Origin of the sequence: Luteolibacter sp. Populi (assembly GCF_040801775.1) — a bacterium.
Classification (GTDB): domain Bacteria; phylum Verrucomicrobiota; class Verrucomicrobiia; order Verrucomicrobiales; family Akkermansiaceae; genus Haloferula.
In genome coordinates, this window is record NZ_CP161812.1 from 3,005,849 (window position 1) to 3,023,768 (window position 17,920).

18 protein-coding genes are annotated in these 17,920 nt (G+C 62.8%); 8 read left to right on the plus strand and 10 right to left on the minus strand.

What is annotated here, in order from left to right:
* Nucleotides 1–26: 26 nt before the first annotated feature.
* The 5 genes from ABWK72_RS12055 to ABWK72_RS12075 form a co-directional block, all read right to left on the minus strand.
* The gene (locus tag ABWK72_RS12055; protein WP_367875042.1) at nucleotides 27–1,442 is read right to left on the minus strand and encodes an aspartyl protease family protein; all 1,416 of its coding nucleotides are present in this window, start codon (nucleotides 1,440–1,442) and stop codon (nucleotides 27–29) included.
* 8 nt (nucleotides 1,443–1,450) lie between these two features.
* Complete coding sequence (locus ABWK72_RS12060; RefSeq protein ID WP_367875043.1) at nucleotides 1,451–2,704, minus strand: hypothetical protein; 1,254 nt, start codon at nucleotides 2,702–2,704, stop codon at nucleotides 1,451–1,453.
* 111 nt (nucleotides 2,705–2,815) lie between these two features.
* Complete coding sequence (locus ABWK72_RS12065) at nucleotides 2,816–3,601, minus strand: ABC transporter ATP-binding protein (RefSeq protein ID WP_367875044.1); 786 nt, start codon at nucleotides 3,599–3,601, stop codon at nucleotides 2,816–2,818.
* 99 nt (nucleotides 3,602–3,700) lie between these two features.
* Nucleotides 3,701–4,093: a Rieske (2Fe-2S) protein gene (locus ABWK72_RS12070; protein WP_367875045.1), complete on the minus strand. Its 393-nt coding sequence runs from the start codon at nucleotides 4,091–4,093 to the stop codon at nucleotides 3,701–3,703.
* A 151-nt stretch (nucleotides 4,094–4,244) separates the two neighbouring features.
* Nucleotides 4,245–5,339: an amidohydrolase family protein gene (locus tag ABWK72_RS12075; protein WP_367875046.1), complete on the minus strand. Its 1,095-nt coding sequence runs from the start codon at nucleotides 5,337–5,339 to the stop codon at nucleotides 4,245–4,247.
* Between the two features lie 141 nt (nucleotides 5,340–5,480).
* Here ABWK72_RS12075 and ABWK72_RS12080 point away from each other — a divergent pair, with 141 nt between their 5' ends.
* The 3 genes from ABWK72_RS12080 to ABWK72_RS12090 all read left to right on the plus strand — a co-directional run bounded on the left by ABWK72_RS12080 (nucleotide 5,481) and on the right by ABWK72_RS12090 (nucleotide 8,217).
* Nucleotides 5,481–6,860 carry a Gfo/Idh/MocA family protein gene (locus tag ABWK72_RS12080; protein WP_367875047.1) on the plus strand — a complete coding sequence of 460 codons (1,380 nt, stop codon included), beginning with the start codon at nucleotides 5,481–5,483 and terminating at the stop codon, nucleotides 6,858–6,860.
* Between the two features lie 157 nt (nucleotides 6,861–7,017).
* Nucleotides 7,018–7,608 (plus strand): hypothetical protein, encoded by a 591-nt coding sequence (locus ABWK72_RS12085; protein WP_367875048.1) that lies wholly within the window; start codon nucleotides 7,018–7,020, stop codon nucleotides 7,606–7,608.
* A gap of 6 nt (nucleotides 7,609–7,614) precedes the next feature.
* A complete protein-coding gene (locus ABWK72_RS12090; RefSeq protein ID WP_367875049.1) occupies nucleotides 7,615–8,217 on the plus strand; it encodes an RES family NAD+ phosphorylase in 603 nt (200 codons plus the stop codon).
* Here the strand turns inward: ABWK72_RS12090 and ABWK72_RS12095 are convergent.
* The 3 genes from ABWK72_RS12095 to ABWK72_RS12105 all read right to left on the minus strand — a co-directional run bounded on the left by ABWK72_RS12095 (nucleotide 8,104) and on the right by ABWK72_RS12105 (nucleotide 10,394).
* Nucleotides 8,104–8,829, minus strand: a complete 726-nt coding sequence (locus ABWK72_RS12095; protein ID WP_367875050.1) for a DUF1772 domain-containing protein — start codon at nucleotides 8,827–8,829, stop codon at nucleotides 8,104–8,106. The two genes, ABWK72_RS12090 and ABWK72_RS12095, sit on opposite strands and share 114 nt — an antisense overlap.
* Nucleotides 8,826–9,251: a VOC family protein gene (locus ABWK72_RS12100; RefSeq protein WP_367875051.1), complete on the minus strand. Its 426-nt coding sequence runs from the start codon at nucleotides 9,249–9,251 to the stop codon at nucleotides 8,826–8,828. Before ABWK72_RS12100 ends, ABWK72_RS12095 begins: the two co-directional genes overlap by 4 nt.
* A 231-nt stretch (nucleotides 9,252–9,482) precedes the next feature.
* Nucleotides 9,483–10,394 carry a PQQ-binding-like beta-propeller repeat protein gene (locus ABWK72_RS12105; protein WP_367875052.1) on the minus strand — a complete coding sequence of 304 codons (912 nt, stop codon included), beginning with the start codon at nucleotides 10,392–10,394 and terminating at the stop codon, nucleotides 9,483–9,485.
* Nucleotides 10,395–10,624: 230 nt separating this feature from the next.
* On the opposite strand from ABWK72_RS12105, the gene ABWK72_RS12110 reads away from it, so the two are divergent.
* Nucleotides 10,625–11,095 (plus strand): EF-hand domain-containing protein, encoded by a 471-nt coding sequence (locus tag ABWK72_RS12110; RefSeq protein WP_367875053.1) that lies wholly within the window; start codon nucleotides 10,625–10,627, stop codon nucleotides 11,093–11,095.
* On the opposite strand, the gene ABWK72_RS12115 is transcribed toward ABWK72_RS12110, so the two are convergent.
* Nucleotides 11,096–11,557 (minus strand): hypothetical protein, encoded by a 462-nt coding sequence (locus ABWK72_RS12115; RefSeq protein ID WP_367875054.1) that lies wholly within the window; start codon nucleotides 11,555–11,557, stop codon nucleotides 11,096–11,098.
* A 154-nt stretch (nucleotides 11,558–11,711) separates the two neighbouring features.
* Here ABWK72_RS12115 and ABWK72_RS12120 point away from each other — a divergent pair, with 154 nt between their 5' ends.
* From ABWK72_RS12120 to ABWK72_RS12135, 4 genes are all read left to right on the plus strand, one after another.
* Nucleotides 11,712–13,148 carry a sulfatase gene (locus ABWK72_RS12120; RefSeq protein WP_367875055.1) on the plus strand — a complete coding sequence of 479 codons (1,437 nt, stop codon included), beginning with the start codon at nucleotides 11,712–11,714 and terminating at the stop codon, nucleotides 13,146–13,148.
* Nucleotides 13,145–13,384 carry a hypothetical protein gene (locus ABWK72_RS12125; RefSeq protein ID WP_367875056.1) on the plus strand — a complete coding sequence of 80 codons (240 nt, stop codon included), beginning with the start codon at nucleotides 13,145–13,147 and terminating at the stop codon, nucleotides 13,382–13,384. The genes ABWK72_RS12120 and ABWK72_RS12125 overlap by 4 nt, the downstream gene beginning before the upstream one ends.
* Nucleotides 13,385–13,625: 241 nt before the next feature.
* Nucleotides 13,626–15,122, plus strand: a complete 1,497-nt coding sequence (locus tag ABWK72_RS12130; protein ID WP_367875057.1) for a glycogen synthase — start codon at nucleotides 13,626–13,628, stop codon at nucleotides 15,120–15,122.
* Nucleotides 15,119–16,027, plus strand: a complete 909-nt coding sequence (locus ABWK72_RS12135) for a metallophosphoesterase (protein WP_367875058.1) — start codon at nucleotides 15,119–15,121, stop codon at nucleotides 16,025–16,027. Before ABWK72_RS12130 ends, ABWK72_RS12135 begins: the two co-directional genes overlap by 4 nt.
* Nucleotides 16,028–16,113: 86 nt before the next feature.
* On the opposite strand, the gene ABWK72_RS12140 is transcribed toward ABWK72_RS12135, so the two are convergent.
* Nucleotides 16,114–17,856 carry a histidinol-phosphate transaminase gene (locus ABWK72_RS12140; RefSeq protein ID WP_367875059.1) on the minus strand — a complete coding sequence of 581 codons (1,743 nt, stop codon included), beginning with the start codon at nucleotides 17,854–17,856 and terminating at the stop codon, nucleotides 16,114–16,116.
* Nucleotides 17,857–17,920: the final 64 nt, after the last annotated feature.

Here is a 17,920-nt window from a genome sequence, read left to right on the forward strand (position 1 = left end):
GAAATGAGTTCCGGCTGTCGAGTGATCTACTTCTTCTGCGGCTCCGGTGCAGCGACCGGCATGGCGCGCTGGATCAGGAAGACGCGGCTCTCGCGGTAAGTGATCACGGCTTCCAACTCCCGCATGAAGTCCGCTCCGAAGAGACCGACGTAGTCGGCAGCATCCGTGCCACGGATCAGGTCGCAGGAGAGGATCTTGCGGTTGGTCACCACGGCATCGCCCATCGTCAATTTGTGGATTTTGGTGATGGCCGCAGGTGCCTTACCACCGATTCCATAGACCCACTCGTCCATCGGCCCGACGTCGCAGCCATACTTCTTGGCGGCATCGACGTCGAGGCAGGTGCCGTCCGCGCCGGTGTCGATCATGTAGGTGACCTTGTTGTCGTTCAGCGTGCCATCCACGAAGATGTGGTTGCCGCGGCGCTCGTATTGGAAGGACTGGTATTTCCGCAGCTCCAGGATTTCCTGAATGGTAATGCTGCTGCAGTACTTGAGGAAGAGCGCGCCGGCTTCGGTCCAATTCGCCACGTACTCGGCATCCGCCGGTGACAGCTTGGCAACCGGGATACTCTCGGTCTTGCCGCCGACCAAGGCCAAGGTGACCACGTTGGTGGTCTTGGCGGCGATATTGCCGCGGTAAGTCTTCTGATCGTTGGTTTTGAAAATGCGGAAGGACATCGCCGCGTCGCCTTCCACGGCGGCTTCGGCTTCCTCGACGGTGCTCTCGTCGGATCTGTCCGGACGCAGCAGAATGAGGCGCTCCGGGTAGGAAATCACGGCATCGAGCTGGGACATGATATCGGCGCCGAGAATGGCGTCCTTGTTGACCTTGGCACCTTCGGGAAGGCCGTTGGCGAGATCGGTGGCGAGGATTTTCCTGCCCTTGAAGACCGCCTCGCCGAAGGAGATGGTCGGCACGTCGCACCAGCCCGCCTTTGCTTCACCAGCGACACCGGAGATGACTTCATCCAGCGGGCCGACCTCGCACTTCGCTTTCTCCGCGAAGGGGATGTGGATGACGCTGGTGCCGGCACCGGTATCGATGAGGAACTTGCCGGGTTCGCCGTTGAGCTTGCCCTTCATGAAGATCGAGTTGCTCTCGAAGGTGAAGGGGAAGGACTCGTAGCCGCGGAGTTCGAGAAGCTGGCGGATCGAGAGCCCGCGGCACTTCTGAAGGAAGACGGCTTTCTCCTTGGTCCAGGAAGCCACGTAGGCCTGGTCGACCGGGGACAGCTTCTCGATCGGCACGGTGGTGCGTTTGCCAGAGGCGAGCAACAGGATGACCGCGCTGTCGTTCTTCTCCACGACCACGGCCTTGAAGGGCTTGCCATCGGGGGCGGCGAAATCCCGGTACTCGAATTGGGAAGCTTCCTGGGCGGGAGCCAGCGAGGAAAAAAGGACGAGGAGCAGGGCGGCGGAAAGGGCGCGTGATGGTTTCATGGCGTGCTTCACTTGAAATTGCCTTCGGTGATGAACAGCTTCCAATCGGCTTCGAGGGCAGCGACGCTCTCAAACCCGAAGATCTTCGCGATCTCTTCCGGAGCCGGGATTTGCTTGGACGACTCGATCCGGCGGACCATTGCGGCGAAGCTGGCGAGACGGGACGGCGTGCTCTCCATGTAAGCGGAGAAGGCATACATGAGCGCCAGTTGCTCGGGCTTAATCATATCCTGCTTCCAGGAGAACATCGGGGCGACTTCGCATTTCACCTCGCCCTTTTTCACGAGCGGCTTCAAGGTCTTGGCCCATTCCTTGCCCTCGCCGAAGCCCTTCTGCTCCTTGATCATGTCGTTATCCGAGCCGCTGACCGAGATCAGGCCGGTCTGGGATTCTCCGGTCAGGGAAATCTCCTTGTAGTAGGCATGCCCCATGGAGATGGCGAAAAGCCCTTCCACTCCGAAGGAACTGATGTTGCCCATCTGCCGGTCCATCAGGGTATCCGCCATGCGATTCACCAGGAAGGGGCCCATCGCTTTCTTGAAGAGGAAGGCGTTTTCCTTCACGTTGAAGACCGGCACATTGGGAAAGACATTGTGCTTTTCCGCCATCTCCTCGGGCAGGAGTATTCCGGTGCTGCCGGCTTTCTCCCATGATGCCGACACCCGTCCCGCATCCTCGCCCCTGCCCTTCTCTTTCAGGTAGGCGACGTACCATTTGCCGAGGCTGGTATAGACTTCGGGCTTTTCGATCAGCATGATCAACATCCGCTTGTCGGCCCAGTCGCGGCGGAAATTCATGTGCTGGAAGGCCATGCCGTGCCACATCCGCTCGGCGGTCTCCGCGATCCCCTGCGGGCGAATGCCGCCGGCGGTAGCGATCAGGAAATGCTCGGTCTCCAGAAGGTCGTAGTCGCTCGTGCTTTCAGTGTCGAACAGCAGGTTGCTCTCCTTGATCTTCTTGAAAGTGCCCGAATCGACCTTCACCTGCTTCTCGGGTTGGCCGACTTCGCCTGCAATGAGGATTTTGGCATCCGCCCCGGAGTTCTCCACCATGTACTGGCGGTCGGCGATGCTGAGGTCTGCCAAGGGCAGGATGACTTCCTTCCGCTCCTTGGTGAGCAGGGTCGCATTCGTGACGTCGAACCGGAGCAGCTCGGCTTCCAGGGTGCTGCCCTTGCGGGAGGTCCAGATACGCGTCTCCGCGGCTTGTAGAGCAGGAATGAGTAGGCAGGCAAGGAGCCCGAACGTGGTAATCCTTTTCACAACCTACTTTGGTAAGCGATTGGCTGCGGGGCTCCAGCTTTAAAAGGGAGAAAAGATACCGATTCCGACTAAACCGCAGGGGATAGCACATGCATTTGCATACTGCAGATTTCAGGCCGGTTTCACATCGCACCAGCCGCCCGACCATGAAACGGCGAGCGGCAGGCCGAAGAGTTCGCCAAGCACCGGGGCGGTAAGCACGCGGCGTTTCGGTCCATCCGCGACGATCCGGCCGCGGTCGAGCAGGATCGCGCGGGCGATTTCCGGCGGAATTTCACCGGGATGATGGGTCACCAGCACCAGGGTATGGCCCGCCGCGGCGAGCTCGCGCAAGGCACTGACCAGACTCAAGGAGGCGGCGAAATCGAGGGCGGTGGACGGTTCGTCCAGCACCAGCACGGCGGGATCATGCACGAGTGCGCGGGCGATCAGGAAGCGGCGGCGCTCACCGGAAGAAAGGGTGCCGAAATCACGCTCCGCGAGCGCGGAGATCCCGAGCCGGGCAATCGCGGAATCCGCTGTAGACCGGTCACGCGCGCTGAAGCGCATGTCGCGGGTGCGGCCGAAGGCCCCGCGCAGCGATGACAGCACCACGTCGCGGGCGGTTTCCTCCGGGTGGAAGCGGGCGATGTCCTCCGGCATCACCACGCCGATGCGGTGGCGGAGTTCCTCCAGCGACCACAGATCCTCCCCGAAAAGCCGGCAGACGGTGCGCGGATCGGCCTCCGGACGGACCTCGCCCGTAAGCAGCTTCAGCAGGGTGCTCTTGCCCGCTCCGTTAGGTCCGAGAATGGCGACGCTTTCGCCGTGGCGCAGGGTCAGGGAAAAGTCCCGCAGCGCGGCGGTCTCGCCGCGCCAGACGGTGGCGTTCCGGATTTCGAGGAAGGGTTCCTGCACGGGCGGATGGCAGCAGAAGGAGGCGGGGGACGGCTATGATTTAACCGCGAAAAGCGCGAAAGGAGCGCGAAATTTGAAAGGCAGTCCTTGCCCTCTCGCTCAGATCATTACCGTGACCATCCCGGTCTCGTCCACATCGGTCTCGAAGGACTCGACCACGGCGGTCTCATAGGTGGCGACGCGGACCTGGTTGGGATTGAAGACAGAGCGGCCGGTGAGGATGTCGAATTCCCAGCCGTGCCAGGGACAGCGCAGGATCTCCCCTTCCCTGCCCCAGCGGAACTCGCCGACCTCCGAGGTTTCGTTCATGCCGGTGATCAAGCCGCGACAGAGCTCGGCCCCGGCGTGGGGGCAGAGATTACGAAGGGCATAGTACTTGCCGTGGACATTGAAGACACCGATCGAGCGGCCATCGCCGAGATCGACGATGCGGCGCTCGCCGGGCGGGAGCTCGGCGGCGGGGCAGATCGCGATGGGGCGCTTTTCGGGCATTAAGAAAGAGCAGGAAAGGCGAACGTCCAACGCCGAACGCCCAACGCCGAATGTTGAATGGAAAGGCAACAGGCACCACGAATCGGACCAATCCCACGAATGAAGAACAGCGCCGGAGAATCAGCGACCTTATCGGGCTCTTGATCCGTGTTCATCGGTGTTTATCCGTGGTTGATTTCTCCAGTCCGTAAAGCTCCGCCGCATTCTTCCAGAAGATCCGCTCCTTGAGGTCCTCGGGGAGTTTCTTGGGGAAGGCGCGGAGCGGGGAGTCATTGTCCCAGTGCGGGTAGTCGCTGGAGAACATCAGGGTCCGCTCCGCCTGGATCATGTGCAGGACTTCGAGAAGCTGGTCGGAGGACGGCGGTTCTTCGATCGGCTGCGAGGTGAAGCGGACCCGGTCTAACACGTACTCGCTCGGCGGGCGGTCCAGCCAGGGGACGGTCGAGCGAAGACCCTTCCAATTCTTATCGAGCCGCCACAGGAGATGCGGGACCCAGCCGAAGCCGCCCTCGACCATCACGAAGCGGAGTTCGGGGAACTGGCTCATCGCGCCGCGGGTCAGCAGGCTGGTGAGCTGGGCCATGAAATTCTGCGGCAGATTGGTGTGCCACTCCAGGTAGCTGCTCGGGAATCCCGCCGTGAAATTGCCGGCGATCCCCTTCCCTTCCGCACCGGGATGGACGGCCACCGGCAGCCCGGCTTCGCAGGCGGCCTCATAGATCGGCCAGTAGATCCGGTCGCCCAAGGGAATCCGGGTGGCGCTGGTCATCACGACCTGCACGATCCGCTCCGAGCCGGCGACGCGGCGGATCTCCTTCGCGGCGGCTGCCGGATCGAGCGGGTTCACGATCATGCTACCGAGGAAGCGCGGGTCGGCGGCGAGCCATTTTTCGCGAAGCCAGTCGTTGTGGGCGCTGGCGATGGCATTGCCGAAATGGGTGTCCGGCATCACGCCCACGGTCAGGATCTTCGCCTCGATCAGCACCGCGAAGTCCACGCCGTAGGCATCCAGCAATTGCTCCCGCATCAGGGCCGGCAGCGATCCCGCGGGCTCGCCGTTCGGGCCGCGCGCGTCGACCCGCCGCACGCCGGTGGGATGCGGCAGGCCCGGGCCGCCGGGCAGGACGAAGCCGAGCGTGCGGAAATAGGCGGGCAGGCGCGAGACGATCTCGTCCGAGTCGAGCGGGACGCAGTGCACGTCGCAATCGATCAGGGAGATTCCCGCGGCTTGGTCGGGCTCCGGCATCCGGAGTTGTTTCGACCCAAGTTTACGAATCGTCCAGCCTCAAGCAGCGGCACGGCCGTTTCCGTGACAGCGGCACATTCATGCGAAAGACATGGCGGACCTTCGGGGTATCCGGCGCAATACCCTAAAACCATCGACACCATGCCATCGCTACATCGCCGCCAATTCTTGCAACGCACCGGGCTCGGAGCCGGTGGCCTTCTCATGGGCTTCCCCGCCATCGTCCGCGGCCAGAATCTCAATAGCCGCATCAACGTCGCCTGCATCGGCGTGGGCGGAAAGGGCGATAGCGACGTGAACGACGCGGCGAAGTGCGGCGGCACCATCGTCGGGCTCTGCGATGTCGATGCCCGCAATCTCGGCAAGAAGGCCGAAAAATACCCCGATGCGAAGAAGTTCGTCGATTACCGCAAGATGCTGGCGGAGCTGGGCTCCTCAGTGGATGCGGTGACGATTTCCGGCCCCGACCACATGCACGGCCCCGCCGCGATGCTGGCGATGGGCATGGGCAAGCACATCTATTGCCAGAAGCCGCTGACGCAGACGGTCTTCGAGGCCCGCGAGCTGCGCCGGATCGCCAAGGAGAAGAAGCTGGCGACCCAGATGGGCAACCAAGGCAGCGCCGGCGATGGCCTGCGCCGCGCGGTGGAAGTGGTACAGGCCGGCGTGATCGGCGCGCCGCTGGAACTCCATGTCTGGAGCAACCGCCCGGTCTGGCCGCAGGGTCTGGACCGCCCGGCCAAGGTCGATCCGGTGCCGGATTACCTGGATTGGGATCTCTGGCTCGGGCCTGCCGCGCTGCGCCCCTACGTGGAGAAGACCTACCACGACTTCGCCTGGCGTGGCTGGATGGACTTCGGCACCGGCGCGCTGGGCGATATGGCCTGCCACACGGTGAACATGCCCTTCCGCGCGCTCAAGCTCGGCTACCCGACCGCGGTCGAGTGCGAAATGGCCTCCCGCATCTATAGCGAGACCTACCCGCTGACTTCCCGCATCCGCTTCGAATTCCCCGAGCGCGAGGGCCTGCCGCCGCTCAAGTTCTGGTGGTATGACGGCGCGCCGAACGCGGACTTCAAGCCGCTGCGTCCCTACCCCGGCATCGTCAAGGACGTGATCGCCATGGCTGGCAAGATGCCGGACAGCGGCTGTCTCATCATCGGCGACAAGGGCATCCTGTTCTCGCCGGACGATTACGGCAGCCAGTTCTTCATCCAGCTCAAGGGCGAGAAGACCTTCACCAAGGGCGAAGACCACGAAGCCGCCAAGGCCGTTCCTGTCACCATCCCCCGCTCCCCCGGCCACAACCAGGAGTGGTTCGACATGATGAAGGGCGGCGCTCCCGCCTACTCGAACTTCGACATCTCCGCCTACCTCACCGAGATCATCCTGCTTGGCTGCATCGCCCTGCGGGTGGGTGAAGGCGTGAAGATGGAATGGGACGGCCCGGGCATGAAGAGCCCGAACTGCCCGCAAGCCGCGCAGTTCGTGAAGCGGAATAATCGGCCGGGGTGGGTGTAATCCGCCCTCCAGCAAGTTCCCCGTCCCAACGGGACGACTCATAAAAGCCCGGCACGAAAGTGCCGGGTTGATCGTCGTACGCCCGCGTCTCGCGTTACGGAGGGAATCTTAGGTTTACGAAGTTGACGAAATCTCCGAACGGTGGAATCGTCAATCCATGGACGCGACCAATGCAACCCGGGCATCCATTGCCTCGCGGATTTCCGATCTTCCGCATGCCTATCAATCGGCAGCGGCCGGTCTCCAGCCTGCGCTTGCAGAGGTCTCAAAGCGTTTTTCGCCCTTGGACACCGTGCGGATCCTGACCGCAGCGATGGGCGAGCAACTGGCGGCACTTCCCAAGGCCAAAGGGAGCCTGGCGATGGCTCAGATGCGCGGGGCGGTCGCGAGGGAGGATTTGAAGAGATCGGAGGGGGGAAGCCTTTCCGCCGACGCGGCGGCAGAGCTTCTCGGGATCAGCAAAGCCGCGGTCCTCAAACGTTACCAGAAAGGCCAACTCATCGGCTGGCGGGAAGCCAAGCAGAACGCGGTCCGCTTTCCCGTCTGGCAATTTCAGGACGACAATCTTCTGCCGGGCCTGTCCGAGGTTTTGGAACTTTTCCGGACTGCGCCTTGGCTGGATGATTGGGCGCGGGTCGTTTTCTTCCTGAGTCCGCTTTCCAGCATGAAGGGCAAGCGCCCCCTCGACCTGCTGAGGGAGGGCGATCTCCGGGGGGTTCTATCGGCCGCTCAAGCTAATCTGGAATAATCATCCATGGCAGCCCCCCGGCCGATCCGCCTTCCCGGGCCCTCTTTCGGGTCCCGTCCCTTGCCGGTGACGGCGGTAAAGGGCATGGACGCCTTGCGCGTCCATGGAGCCGCCTATCCTGCCGTCCAGTTCCGCCTCGTTTCCTCCCACCGCTACTCCCATCCGGAAGCTTCCGGCGGCCTTCTCTACTTGGGATTCGACCTGGAGACCTGCCTGTGGGAATGCTTCGGCGATGCGATCTTGGATCCCGGCTCGATGATCGCCCGGTCACGATGGATGAACCAACGGCTCAGCCGGATCAGGTCCACCGCGAGCTTCCGGATTTGCGATCTCACCGACCTCAAAACCCGCAGCCAATTGAAGGTGGACCTGAGCGCTCTCAAGCACACCGACTTGGAGATTCCACAGGCTTGGGGACAGGCGATCCAGAACCACCCGGACCAGATCGACGGTCTCTTCTACCCGAGCCGTTTCACCACCGGGCGCTGCTTGGTCCTATTCGAGCGAGGAGGGTCGGGAGCTACATTGAAAAGCAGTGTGATCGGAGATCTGCCGGACTTGGATGAGGCCGATTCCTTCCTCGACGAGAACAAGATCGCGCTGGTTTGAATTACTCAGAGGCTGTCTTAAAAAGGCCGGACCGCTCTCCGAGCGGTGCGGCTTATGGCGGCACGCCGATCCGAACCGGCATCGTAGCGGGGCTTCAAGCCGTCCCCCGCCGGACCTTTCGGAGAAAGGTCCCTGCCTTCCCCAGTTTTCAGACAGCCTCTCAGGCATTCCCATCATCAGTCCCACACAAGCCACCAAAGCCGCCGCGGTCCTCATGTGATTCCAGCGGGTCCAGACGCGGACGTAGTCCTGCCACACCGCTGCGGATGATTCCGCCTGCGGGTCGAGTTTCGCGAGGCGGTCGTTGAGCGGGACATTCCCGGCCATCGTGACTCCGATGGTGCCAACAAGATAGGCGATGGCGGCCCAGCGCGCATACGGAACCTCGCTGCCGCCGCCGGTGAAGACAAGGACCGCGCAGAGCAGGCCGGTGCCGAAGAGGGCGGCAATGAAGGCGGGGTTGATCACCACGATGTTGATCGACTGCATCGCGGCGATGCCCTGCGGGGCCGGCAGGCGTGCCAGGGCCTTCATGATGAAGGTCGAGAAGGCGAAGAACACGCCGCCGACGATTCCGCAGCCGAGGGCGGTGGCGAGGACCAGGAGTTTCATGCGCTCGGAGGCATGGCGCTCATGAAGAAGACTTCCCAGACGTGGCCGTCCAGATCGGTGAAGCCATGCTGATACATGAAGCCGTGGTCCTTCGGCTCATTGTAGGTGGCCCCGCCGGCGGCGACGGCCTTGCTCACGATCTCATCGACCTTCTCGCGGGACTCGAGCTGCAGGGCGACGAGGACTTCGCAGACCTTCGATGAATCCGCGATCTCGCGCGGGGCGAAGCCGGCGAAGTAGGGGTGCGTGAGCAGCATCGAATAGAGATTCGGGCCGAGGATCATGCAGGTGGCATTCTCGTCGGTGAACTGGGGATTGAAGCTGAAGCCGAGCGCCGTGAAGAAGGCGATCGAGGCATCGAGGTTCTTGACCGGCAAGTTCACGAAGATCTGCGAGGCGGAGGTGGTGGCGGTGGTGCTCATCGAGTGAAGGTGGTGGTGTCCGGCGCGGAATTGCGGTGGATTCAATACACCGACGAACAGGATCGCGCCGGGAGGACATGAATCCTGAGGATTCACGGACGGCTATCCTGAGGTAGGCAGCCAAGCGACGTCGTTCTCCGAGCCGACCGCGCCGTGCCCAAGGCTCCAATGGTCGCTTCTGCGGGGCGGAGCCTCCGCGGTCCCGGGCGCAGGCATTTCTCCGGCAATCCCTTATGGCTTCACCACCAGCGTGTTTGAGACGTCGTTGCCGAAGGCCTCGTAGCCATTGAGCTGCCAGACGACTTTCTTCGACTTCGGCTCGAGCTCGATCAGCACGGGCTGGCCGGGGCCGGCGTGGCAATTGCCGATGATGTAGTTCCCGTTCGGCAGGATCTGCAGGGTGGTGACCCAGGCGAGGGTGATGCCGGGCAGGTCGTTCTGCTCGATCTTCCAGACGATTTCCTTCGCCGGGCTGACTTCGAGGACGGAGTGGCCGTTGCCGGTGGTGAGGAGGGTATTGCCGTTCTTGAGACGCAGGGCGCTGAAGGTGGAATTGCCGAAGGCCTCGGGGCCGTGGCCGCCCTTGGGCTCCTTGCCAAACATCGGGACGGGGTAGTCCCAGACGAGCTTGCCCCCGCCATCGTATTCGCGGACGGCGCCGTCGCCTTCCTGGCAGACGAGGTAGTGGCCGTTGTCGAGCTTGCGGGCCAGGCGGGTATCGCGATGGGCGTCCGGGTGATCGAGCTTGAGCTTGGTCTCCTTGAGCAGCTTGCCCTCGCGGTCGATCTCGATGATCCGGCCGATGCCGCTCTCCGCGATCATCACCTTGCCGCCGCCGAGGGGCTGGAAGGCATGGACTTCGAGGCGCTTGCCCTCGTTGCCGTTGTTCTTGGTGCAGTCGTAGCTCCAGACGACCTTCTTCTCGATCGGGTCGATCGCGCAGACCTCGCGCATGTCCTTCTGGACGTAGATCAGGCCGTTCTGGTCCTGCTGGATGTCGTGGATGCCGCCCCAAGGCATCTCCCAAGCGACCTTGCCATCGCTCCAGAGGGCGAGCTTGCCCTTGCCCTGGAGGAGGACGTCGCGGGCGGCGGCGGGACAGACGGCGAGCGCGGCAAGAGCGAGAAGGGAAAGGCGGGTCATGGGTCGGTCGGTTCGGAATTCAAGATGGGGCCGTGATTTACCTGCGAAATGGGTTTCCCTTTTCAAACAAACGCAGGATCGAAGCTCCAGTGAATAGGAGCGCCGGTACAAGCGTCTGTGAGGAGAAATTTGTCCGCCGGGTGGCACTCCTAGCTGTTAGGCAGGGGTTCTTGACACGCCCCGATGGCGGGTTATTTTCGGACTCCTAAACATTTGTTAAGTAAATTCCCATGAAGAAAGCGATTTTTCCTGCCCTGTTCGTCCTCGCGTTTGCCGCACCCGCCGCTCAGGCGAAGACCGGGAAGCTCGACAAGAAATTCGACCGCGCGGACCTCAACACCGACAACCAGCTCTCTCCGGACGAGTTCCAGGCCACCCAGAAAAAGCGCATCAGCGTGGCCTACAGCCTTTTCCGCTTCAACAAGACGGATACGAACAACGACGGGTTTGTGAGCTTGGAGGAATTCCGCCTGAGCAGAGGCGGCCTCACCGGTGGCAAGCCGACCAAGATCGACATCTTCCTCTTGGCCGACGCGGACAACGACGACGTCCTGGATCCCACCGAGTACGTGGACACCCTGGCGTCGGGGGTAGCCTATCCAAAGGCCCTCAAGGTCTTTGCCAAGCGCGACAAGGACGACAGCGGAACGCTGAGCCCGCAGGAATTCGGCATCAAGAACGGTTCGCCGCTCCCGTTCTGATCAGGGCATTTTCCCGAAGCGCCGTTCCATCTCGACGGCGCGGTAGTCGAAGATCGCGTCCAGCTTCCGCCGGGCGAAGAGCGCGTGCACCAGGCTCCCCAGCGGGCCGAAGGGCATGATGTAGTGGACGAGATCGCTGACCTTGACGCCCCCCGGCACTTCCTCGAAGAGGTGCCGGTGGTGCCAGAACTTGTAGGGGCCGAAGCGCTGCTCATCAATGAAGCAGCACCCCTCCTCCACGCTTTTGATTTCCGTGACCCAAGGCACGTGAACCATCGGCGCGAGCTTGACCCGGTAGGCGATGATCTGGCCCTCGTGCATGGTGTCGGAGAGGCATTGGACAATTTCCATGCCGATATCCGGCGGGGTCAGGAGGTCGAGATTCCGGCAGCAGGAGAAGAAAGACCACGCTTCCTGGAGGGAGATCGGGAGGACTTGTTCGCGGGCGAGGTGGTGGAGCACAGGCTGGGTAAATTACTAATGACTAAGCACTAATGATTAAACGAGGTAGTGCCGTGAGGTGATGGACAGTGGTCGCTGAGGCGGAGTTCCGCAAGGACTGGCGAGAGAGAACGGATTGACAGGCTTCTGCATTTCCGGGCGTCTAAAGCCACTCATGCGCCCGATTTTTTCCGCTGCTTTGGCAGCCCTGCTGGTCTCGTCCGCCGCTGCCCGCCCGGCGCTGGAGAAACCGAATGTGATCGTGATCCTGTTGGACGATGCGGGCTACGGCGACTTCGCGCACACGGGGAACCCGGTGATCCAGACGCCGAATCTGACGCGGATGGTCCGCGAGGGTGCGAATTTCCCGCAGTTCTACTCGGCGGCGGCGGCTTGTACGGCATCGCGCTACGGACTGCTGACCGGGCGGAACCACCTGCGCTCCGGCTTGCCGGCGTGGGCGATCGGGCCGGACACGAAGCGCTACATCCACCCGAAGGAACTGACGATGGCGGAAGGTCTGAAGGCACAGGGCTACGCGACAGCGATCTTCGGGAAGTGGCACCTCGGGACGCCGAATGCGGCGAACGGGATGACGCCCGAAGCCTTGCCGCTGGCCCACGGCTTCGACCGCTGGATCGGCACGAATGTCTCGAACGACTACGAGTCCGGCGCGGACCTGATCCAAGGGCCTTCCGACAAGAACGTACCGGTCGCCGGCTACGAGGCCCTGGAGAAGGACATCGATGCGAATGCGGCGCTCCAGGAGGGACTGACCAAACGCTACGCGGATGCGGCGGTGGACTTCATCCGCGAAAAGAAGGACGCGCCATTCTTCCTCTACATCACTCCGAACATGCCGCACCTGCCGGTGCATGCCTCGGCCGATTTCAGGGGCACCTCGTCTCGCGGGCTCTATGGCGATGCCATCCAGGAGATCGACGCCAATCTCGGGAGGATCCGCGGCGCACTGAAGGATGCGGGCATCGAGAAGAACACGCTGCTCGTCTTCACCTCGGACAACGGACCATGGATCCAGTTCCAAGATACCGCCAAACATGCGCGCTACGACGAGGCCCGGCTGTTAGTCGGCTCCGCCCTCCCCTTCCGCGATGGCAAGGGCTCGACTTGGGAAGGCGGCCAGCGGGTGCCCGGCGTGTGGTGCTGGCCGGGAACCATTCCTGAGGAAACGATCGTGCCGCTACCTGCCTCGACCCTGGACATCCTGCCGACCGTATTGGCCTTGGCAGGCGGAAAGCCGCCGGAGGACCGCACTCTTGATGGCCGGAACATCCAAGGGATGCTCGGCATCGAAGCATTGCAGGGACTCGTGCGGGACTTCCGATTCATCTACGCCGACAGCAAGGAGGTGAATGCCGCACGCTTCGGCCCATGGAAGATCCATACCCGGATCATCTCACAGACCGGGAATAACCACGGCTTCGCGGCATCGCCCGAAAAGCCGCTGCTCTTCCAAGTGGAGCAGGATTTCTCCGAACGGATCGACCGCGCCGCGGAGGGCGAGAAGTTGAAGGAGGGCTTGGAAGTGATCCAGGCCTTCAAGGATTCGCTGGCGAAGGAGGGGAGTTTTTGGGATACTGCCGGGCGATGACCGGACCGGGCAGCAGAGTGAAATTCGAGGTCGCCCCCGACTGGGTTGCCAGCCTTTCCGAAAGCAGCCAGCAGATCTTTGCCTACTGCGCCGGTAAGCCTTTCACGGTTCAAGAGATCGACGAGAATGGCCTGTGCGTGCTCGATGTAAGCGGGGAGGTCGACCGGCGGTTTGGAGGCTATGCGAATGACTTGCGCCTTGAGATCGATTCTCTAACGAAAGTCGGGCAGGTATAGCTCAGGTCCGACGATCGCTGAGACCGCGAGAAAATGCGCTGCGGTGCACCCCCATTCGCCATGAAGGATTGAAGAAGCGCGGGCGACTCGTGGGGGGCATCTATGATGACGTGCTGCTGATGGCGCTGCATTTTGAATGAGGAGCCCTGAACCCACCAATCACCCGGCAGTTTGTTTCACCGCTTCTTGCCATCGCGCGCAGTCCACGGTTAATTGATGGGAAACCCGGAAAAACCCATCCATGTCTGAAAACCCTCCTCGCCGTCCGCGGATCCTCGTCGTCACCCCCGAGATCACCTACCTGCCGGAAGGTATGGGCAACCTGGCCCAACGCATGTGCGCGAAGGCCGGCGGTCTGGCCGATGTATCCGCGTCTCTTGTCAAAGCCCTCTACGACCAAGGCGCCGATGTCCACGTCGCCCTGCCGAACTACCGCCGGATGTTCCACCTCGATGTGGCGAGCGTGTTCGACAACGAGTTCCAGAAGGTCAGCCGTGCCTTGCCTGAGCAGCGCATCCACCTGGCGCAGGACCGCGTCTTCTACCACCGCTCGAGTGTCTATGGCGCGGAGAACCACCTCATCGCCCTGGCCTTCCAGCGCGAGGTGATCAACCACACGATTCCGCAGGTGCGGCCGGATCTGATCCATTGCAACGACTGGATGACCGGGCTGATCCCGGCGGTGGCGAAGCGGCACGGAATCGCCAGCCTGTTCACGGTCCACAATATCCACTCCGAGCACCTGACTCTCGCGCAGATCGAGGACCGGGGCATCGATGCCGCGGACTTCTGGCAGCATCTCTACTACCGCCGCGCGCCGTGGTCCTACGAGGAGAGCCGCGGCAACAACCAGGTGGACCTGCTGACCAGCGGCATCTTCGCCGCGGACCACGTGAATACGGTGAGCCCGACCTTCCTGGAGGAAATCGTGGGCGGCGGCCACGGCTTCATCCCGGACGCGATCCGCAATGAACTGCGCGGCAAGAAGCACTCCGATTGCGCGACCGGGATCCTGAACGCGCCGGATGCGATCTTCGACCCTGCGAGCGATCCCTACCTCACCAGCCATTTCGGGCCATCCGATCTCGTGGAGGGCAAGCGTCTGAACAAGCTCGAGCTCCAGGAGCGTCTCGGTCTTGAAGGAGATCCGGATGTACCGCTCTTCTACTGGCCCTCCCGGCTCGATCCGGTGCAGAAAGGTTGCCAGTTGCTCACGGAGATCCTCCACGAGCTGGTGACGAAGAACCGCATGCAGATCGCGGTGGTGGCCAGCGGCACCTTCCAGAAGCACTTCCACAATATCGTGAAGTCGCACGGGCTCTACAACCGCGTCGCGGTGCGGGACTTCGACGAGAAGCTCTCGCACCTGGCCTATGCCGGCAGCGACTTCATCTTCATGCCCTCTTCCTTCGAGCCCTGCGGCCTGCCGCAGATGATCTCGCCGAAGTATGGCAGCCTGACGGTCGCCCACGATACCGGCGGCTTGCACGACACCGTGGAGACGATGAATGTGGAGGCGAACACCGGCAATGGCTTCCTGTTCCAACACTTCAATACCGACGGCCTGCGCTGGGCGGTGGGCGAAGCGCTGCGCTTCCACGCGCTGCCGGCGGAGCAACGCGCCACACAGATCGCGCGGGTGATGACGGAATCGTCAGCAAGATTCAATCACGAGGCCACCGCTGCGGCCTATATTCGCCGCTACGAGCAGATGTTGAAGACTCCCGTAACCGCATGAACCGCCGCACTTTCCTCAGCAGCGCCGCTGCCGCCGGTGCCCTCCCCCGCCTTGCAGCCGCCGCCGATGAAACGGAGCCGCTGCTGCGCTTCGGCCTGATCTCCGATGCCCAGTATGCCGACGCGGATGCCGAGGGTGAGCGCCACTACCGCTCGACGCCGGAGAAGCTCAAGCGGGCAGTCGAAGCCCTTCACGGCGAGAAGCTGGCCTTCACCCTGCACATGGGGGATTTCATCGACCGGGACTTCAAGTCCTTCGATGTCATGCTACCGCTGCTGGCAGGCTTGGAGCATCCGGTGCATCACCTGCTAGGCAATCATGACTACTCCGTGGCGGATACGGAGAAGCCCCGCGTCGTCTCCACGCTGGGGATGCCACACGACTACTACACGTTTCGTAGCAAGGGGATCCGCTTCGTGATGACGGATACCAATGACGTTTCCATCTACCGCTGTCCCGCCACTTCGCCGGAGACGGCGAAGGCGGCCGAACTCTTGGCGCAACTGGAAGCAGCGAAGGCACCGGGCGGCAAAAAGTGGAACGGCGGTTTCTCCAGCACCCAGTTAACATGGCTGGAGCGGGAACTCGCGGCGGCGGATGCGGCGAAGGAACGCGTGATCGTTTGTGGGCACCATCCGCTCGTCCCGGCGGACATGCACCAGGCTTGGAACCACGCGGAGATCCTCGCCGTGTTAGAGCGCCATCCCTGCGTGATGGCGTGGTTCAACGGCCACAACCATGCGGGGGACTTCGTCGAGCGGAACGGTCTGCCCTACGTCACCTTCCGCTCGATGCTGCACCACCCGGAGAACACGGCCTACTCGATCGTGGAAGTGCACGCGGACCGGGTGCTGATCAGAGGCTTCGGCCGGGAGGTCTCGCGGGAGCTGAAGATCAGGGCGTAGTGGTTGCCTTGGAAAAGGCAGGGACCGCTCTCCGAGCGGTCCGGCGGATGGCGGCGCTCCATATGAATCGGGATCGGAATGAAGGTTCAGGCCATCCCCGGCCGGACCTTTCGGAGAAAGGTCACACCATCGCCTTCTTCGGAAAAAGCCACCCCATCCGCGATCGACCGTAGAATCGCAATCATCCGGCGATTGGTCGCGGCATCCTTCACCGCAACGCGTATCGCGCGTTCACCCAGCGTGAGACCCATCTTCCCGGCATCCCGGAGAAAGAGATCGCGCCCCCTCGCCATCTGCACCAAATCATCGGCAGCGGGCCAATCTCCAGGAAGATGCGCGAGAAGGAAATTTGCCGAACCGGGAATCACATCCCAGCCAAGACCGCGCAAGCCCTTCGCCAGATCTTCGCGCAAGGCACGGGTCTCCTCAATACGAGCCGCATAGTAGCCGGGATCCGCAAGGGCCCGGACCGCCGCGACCTGCGCGGGCAGACTTACCGCCCACGGCGGGGTAAAGGCCCGGAGCTCCTCAAGCTGATGCGGACTCGCGCAGAGATAGGCGGCCCGCGCTCCGCTCAACGCGTAGACCTTCGACATCGACTTGCAGACGATCAGGTTGTCGTAGCGCGCCACCAGCGCTTCGACCGATTGGCCGGTGTGGTCGATATAAGTTTCGTCCACCCAGACGCGGGTCCGGGGCGGCGCGGACTTGAGCAGGAATTCAATCTCGTCGCGCAGCAGGCCACGGCCGGTCGGGCTGTTGGGATTAACGATCACCACCAGGTCCGGGCCGGTGGCCACAAGGGCGCGCAGGCGCTCGAGATCCACCGCATATCCCGAGGACCGACGCAGTGCGAGCCGCTCGACCCGGCAGCCGATCACCTCTTCGAGCACGTGCGCATATTCCCCATAGGTCGGATCCAGCAGGATGGCACGCGAACCACGGGACAGCCAGCGCGGCAAGGCGCGGAAAATGAGATCGGAGGAACCCGCTCCAGGCAGGAGGCAGGATTCCGGTACCCCGCGAGCCACGGAGATGGCCGCGACCAAACCCTCACAACCGGTAGGTGGTGAAGTCCGCAGCAGCCAAGGCAGGTGCTCTGCCAGCGTCCCGATCACCCCCGGTGCCGGAGGATACCAAGCATCCAGCACGTCGGCATTGATGACATTAGCCGACCGGTCCAATGACCCGAAGCCGCTGCCGATGGCATCGAAGGACGCGCCGCCGTGAAAACAAGAAGCCGGCCTTCGGAGCGGCGTTTGCAAATCCCAGCGCATGAAGCGCTCGATCCGCCGGACCAGATCTTCCCGCTCCTCCAAGCCAGCCCGAACCTCGGATACCGGCGCATGCATGAGATCATAGGTCACCGCTCCCGAGCGCGTGGACATCCCCGCCTCACGGAGACCGACCCGGCGGTACATCCCGGCCACCTCGCGCCGCCCGATCGCCACAACGCGGGTGCCACCGCGCGACTCGATCCAACGGAAGGCCGCGACCATCAGCGCCGCCGCCGCATCGGAGGCGCGATACTCCGGCAGCACGGTCAGCAGGCGGATCTCATAGCTGCCACCATCCACCGCGAACGGGAGATCCTCCCTCCGGAAATACTTGTCGATCGAGTAACCCTGCGGCCCCGGCGGCGTGATGCTGACGAAGCCCGCCAGCACGCCACCACAAGTCGCCGCGATGTAGCGGTTCGCAGCATCCAGCGCATCGCTCAGCCGCCCTTCGGCATTCGGAGCATGTTGGCCAATCTCGACCGCATACACCGCATGCCGCGCCCGATAGATCGCCTCCCGAAGCCCTTCCGGAGCTTCGGCGATCGTCATCGGCAAATGGGACGCGCGATTCGACATTCCCCTAGCATGCCGGAGTCCGGCAGAAAGGGGCATC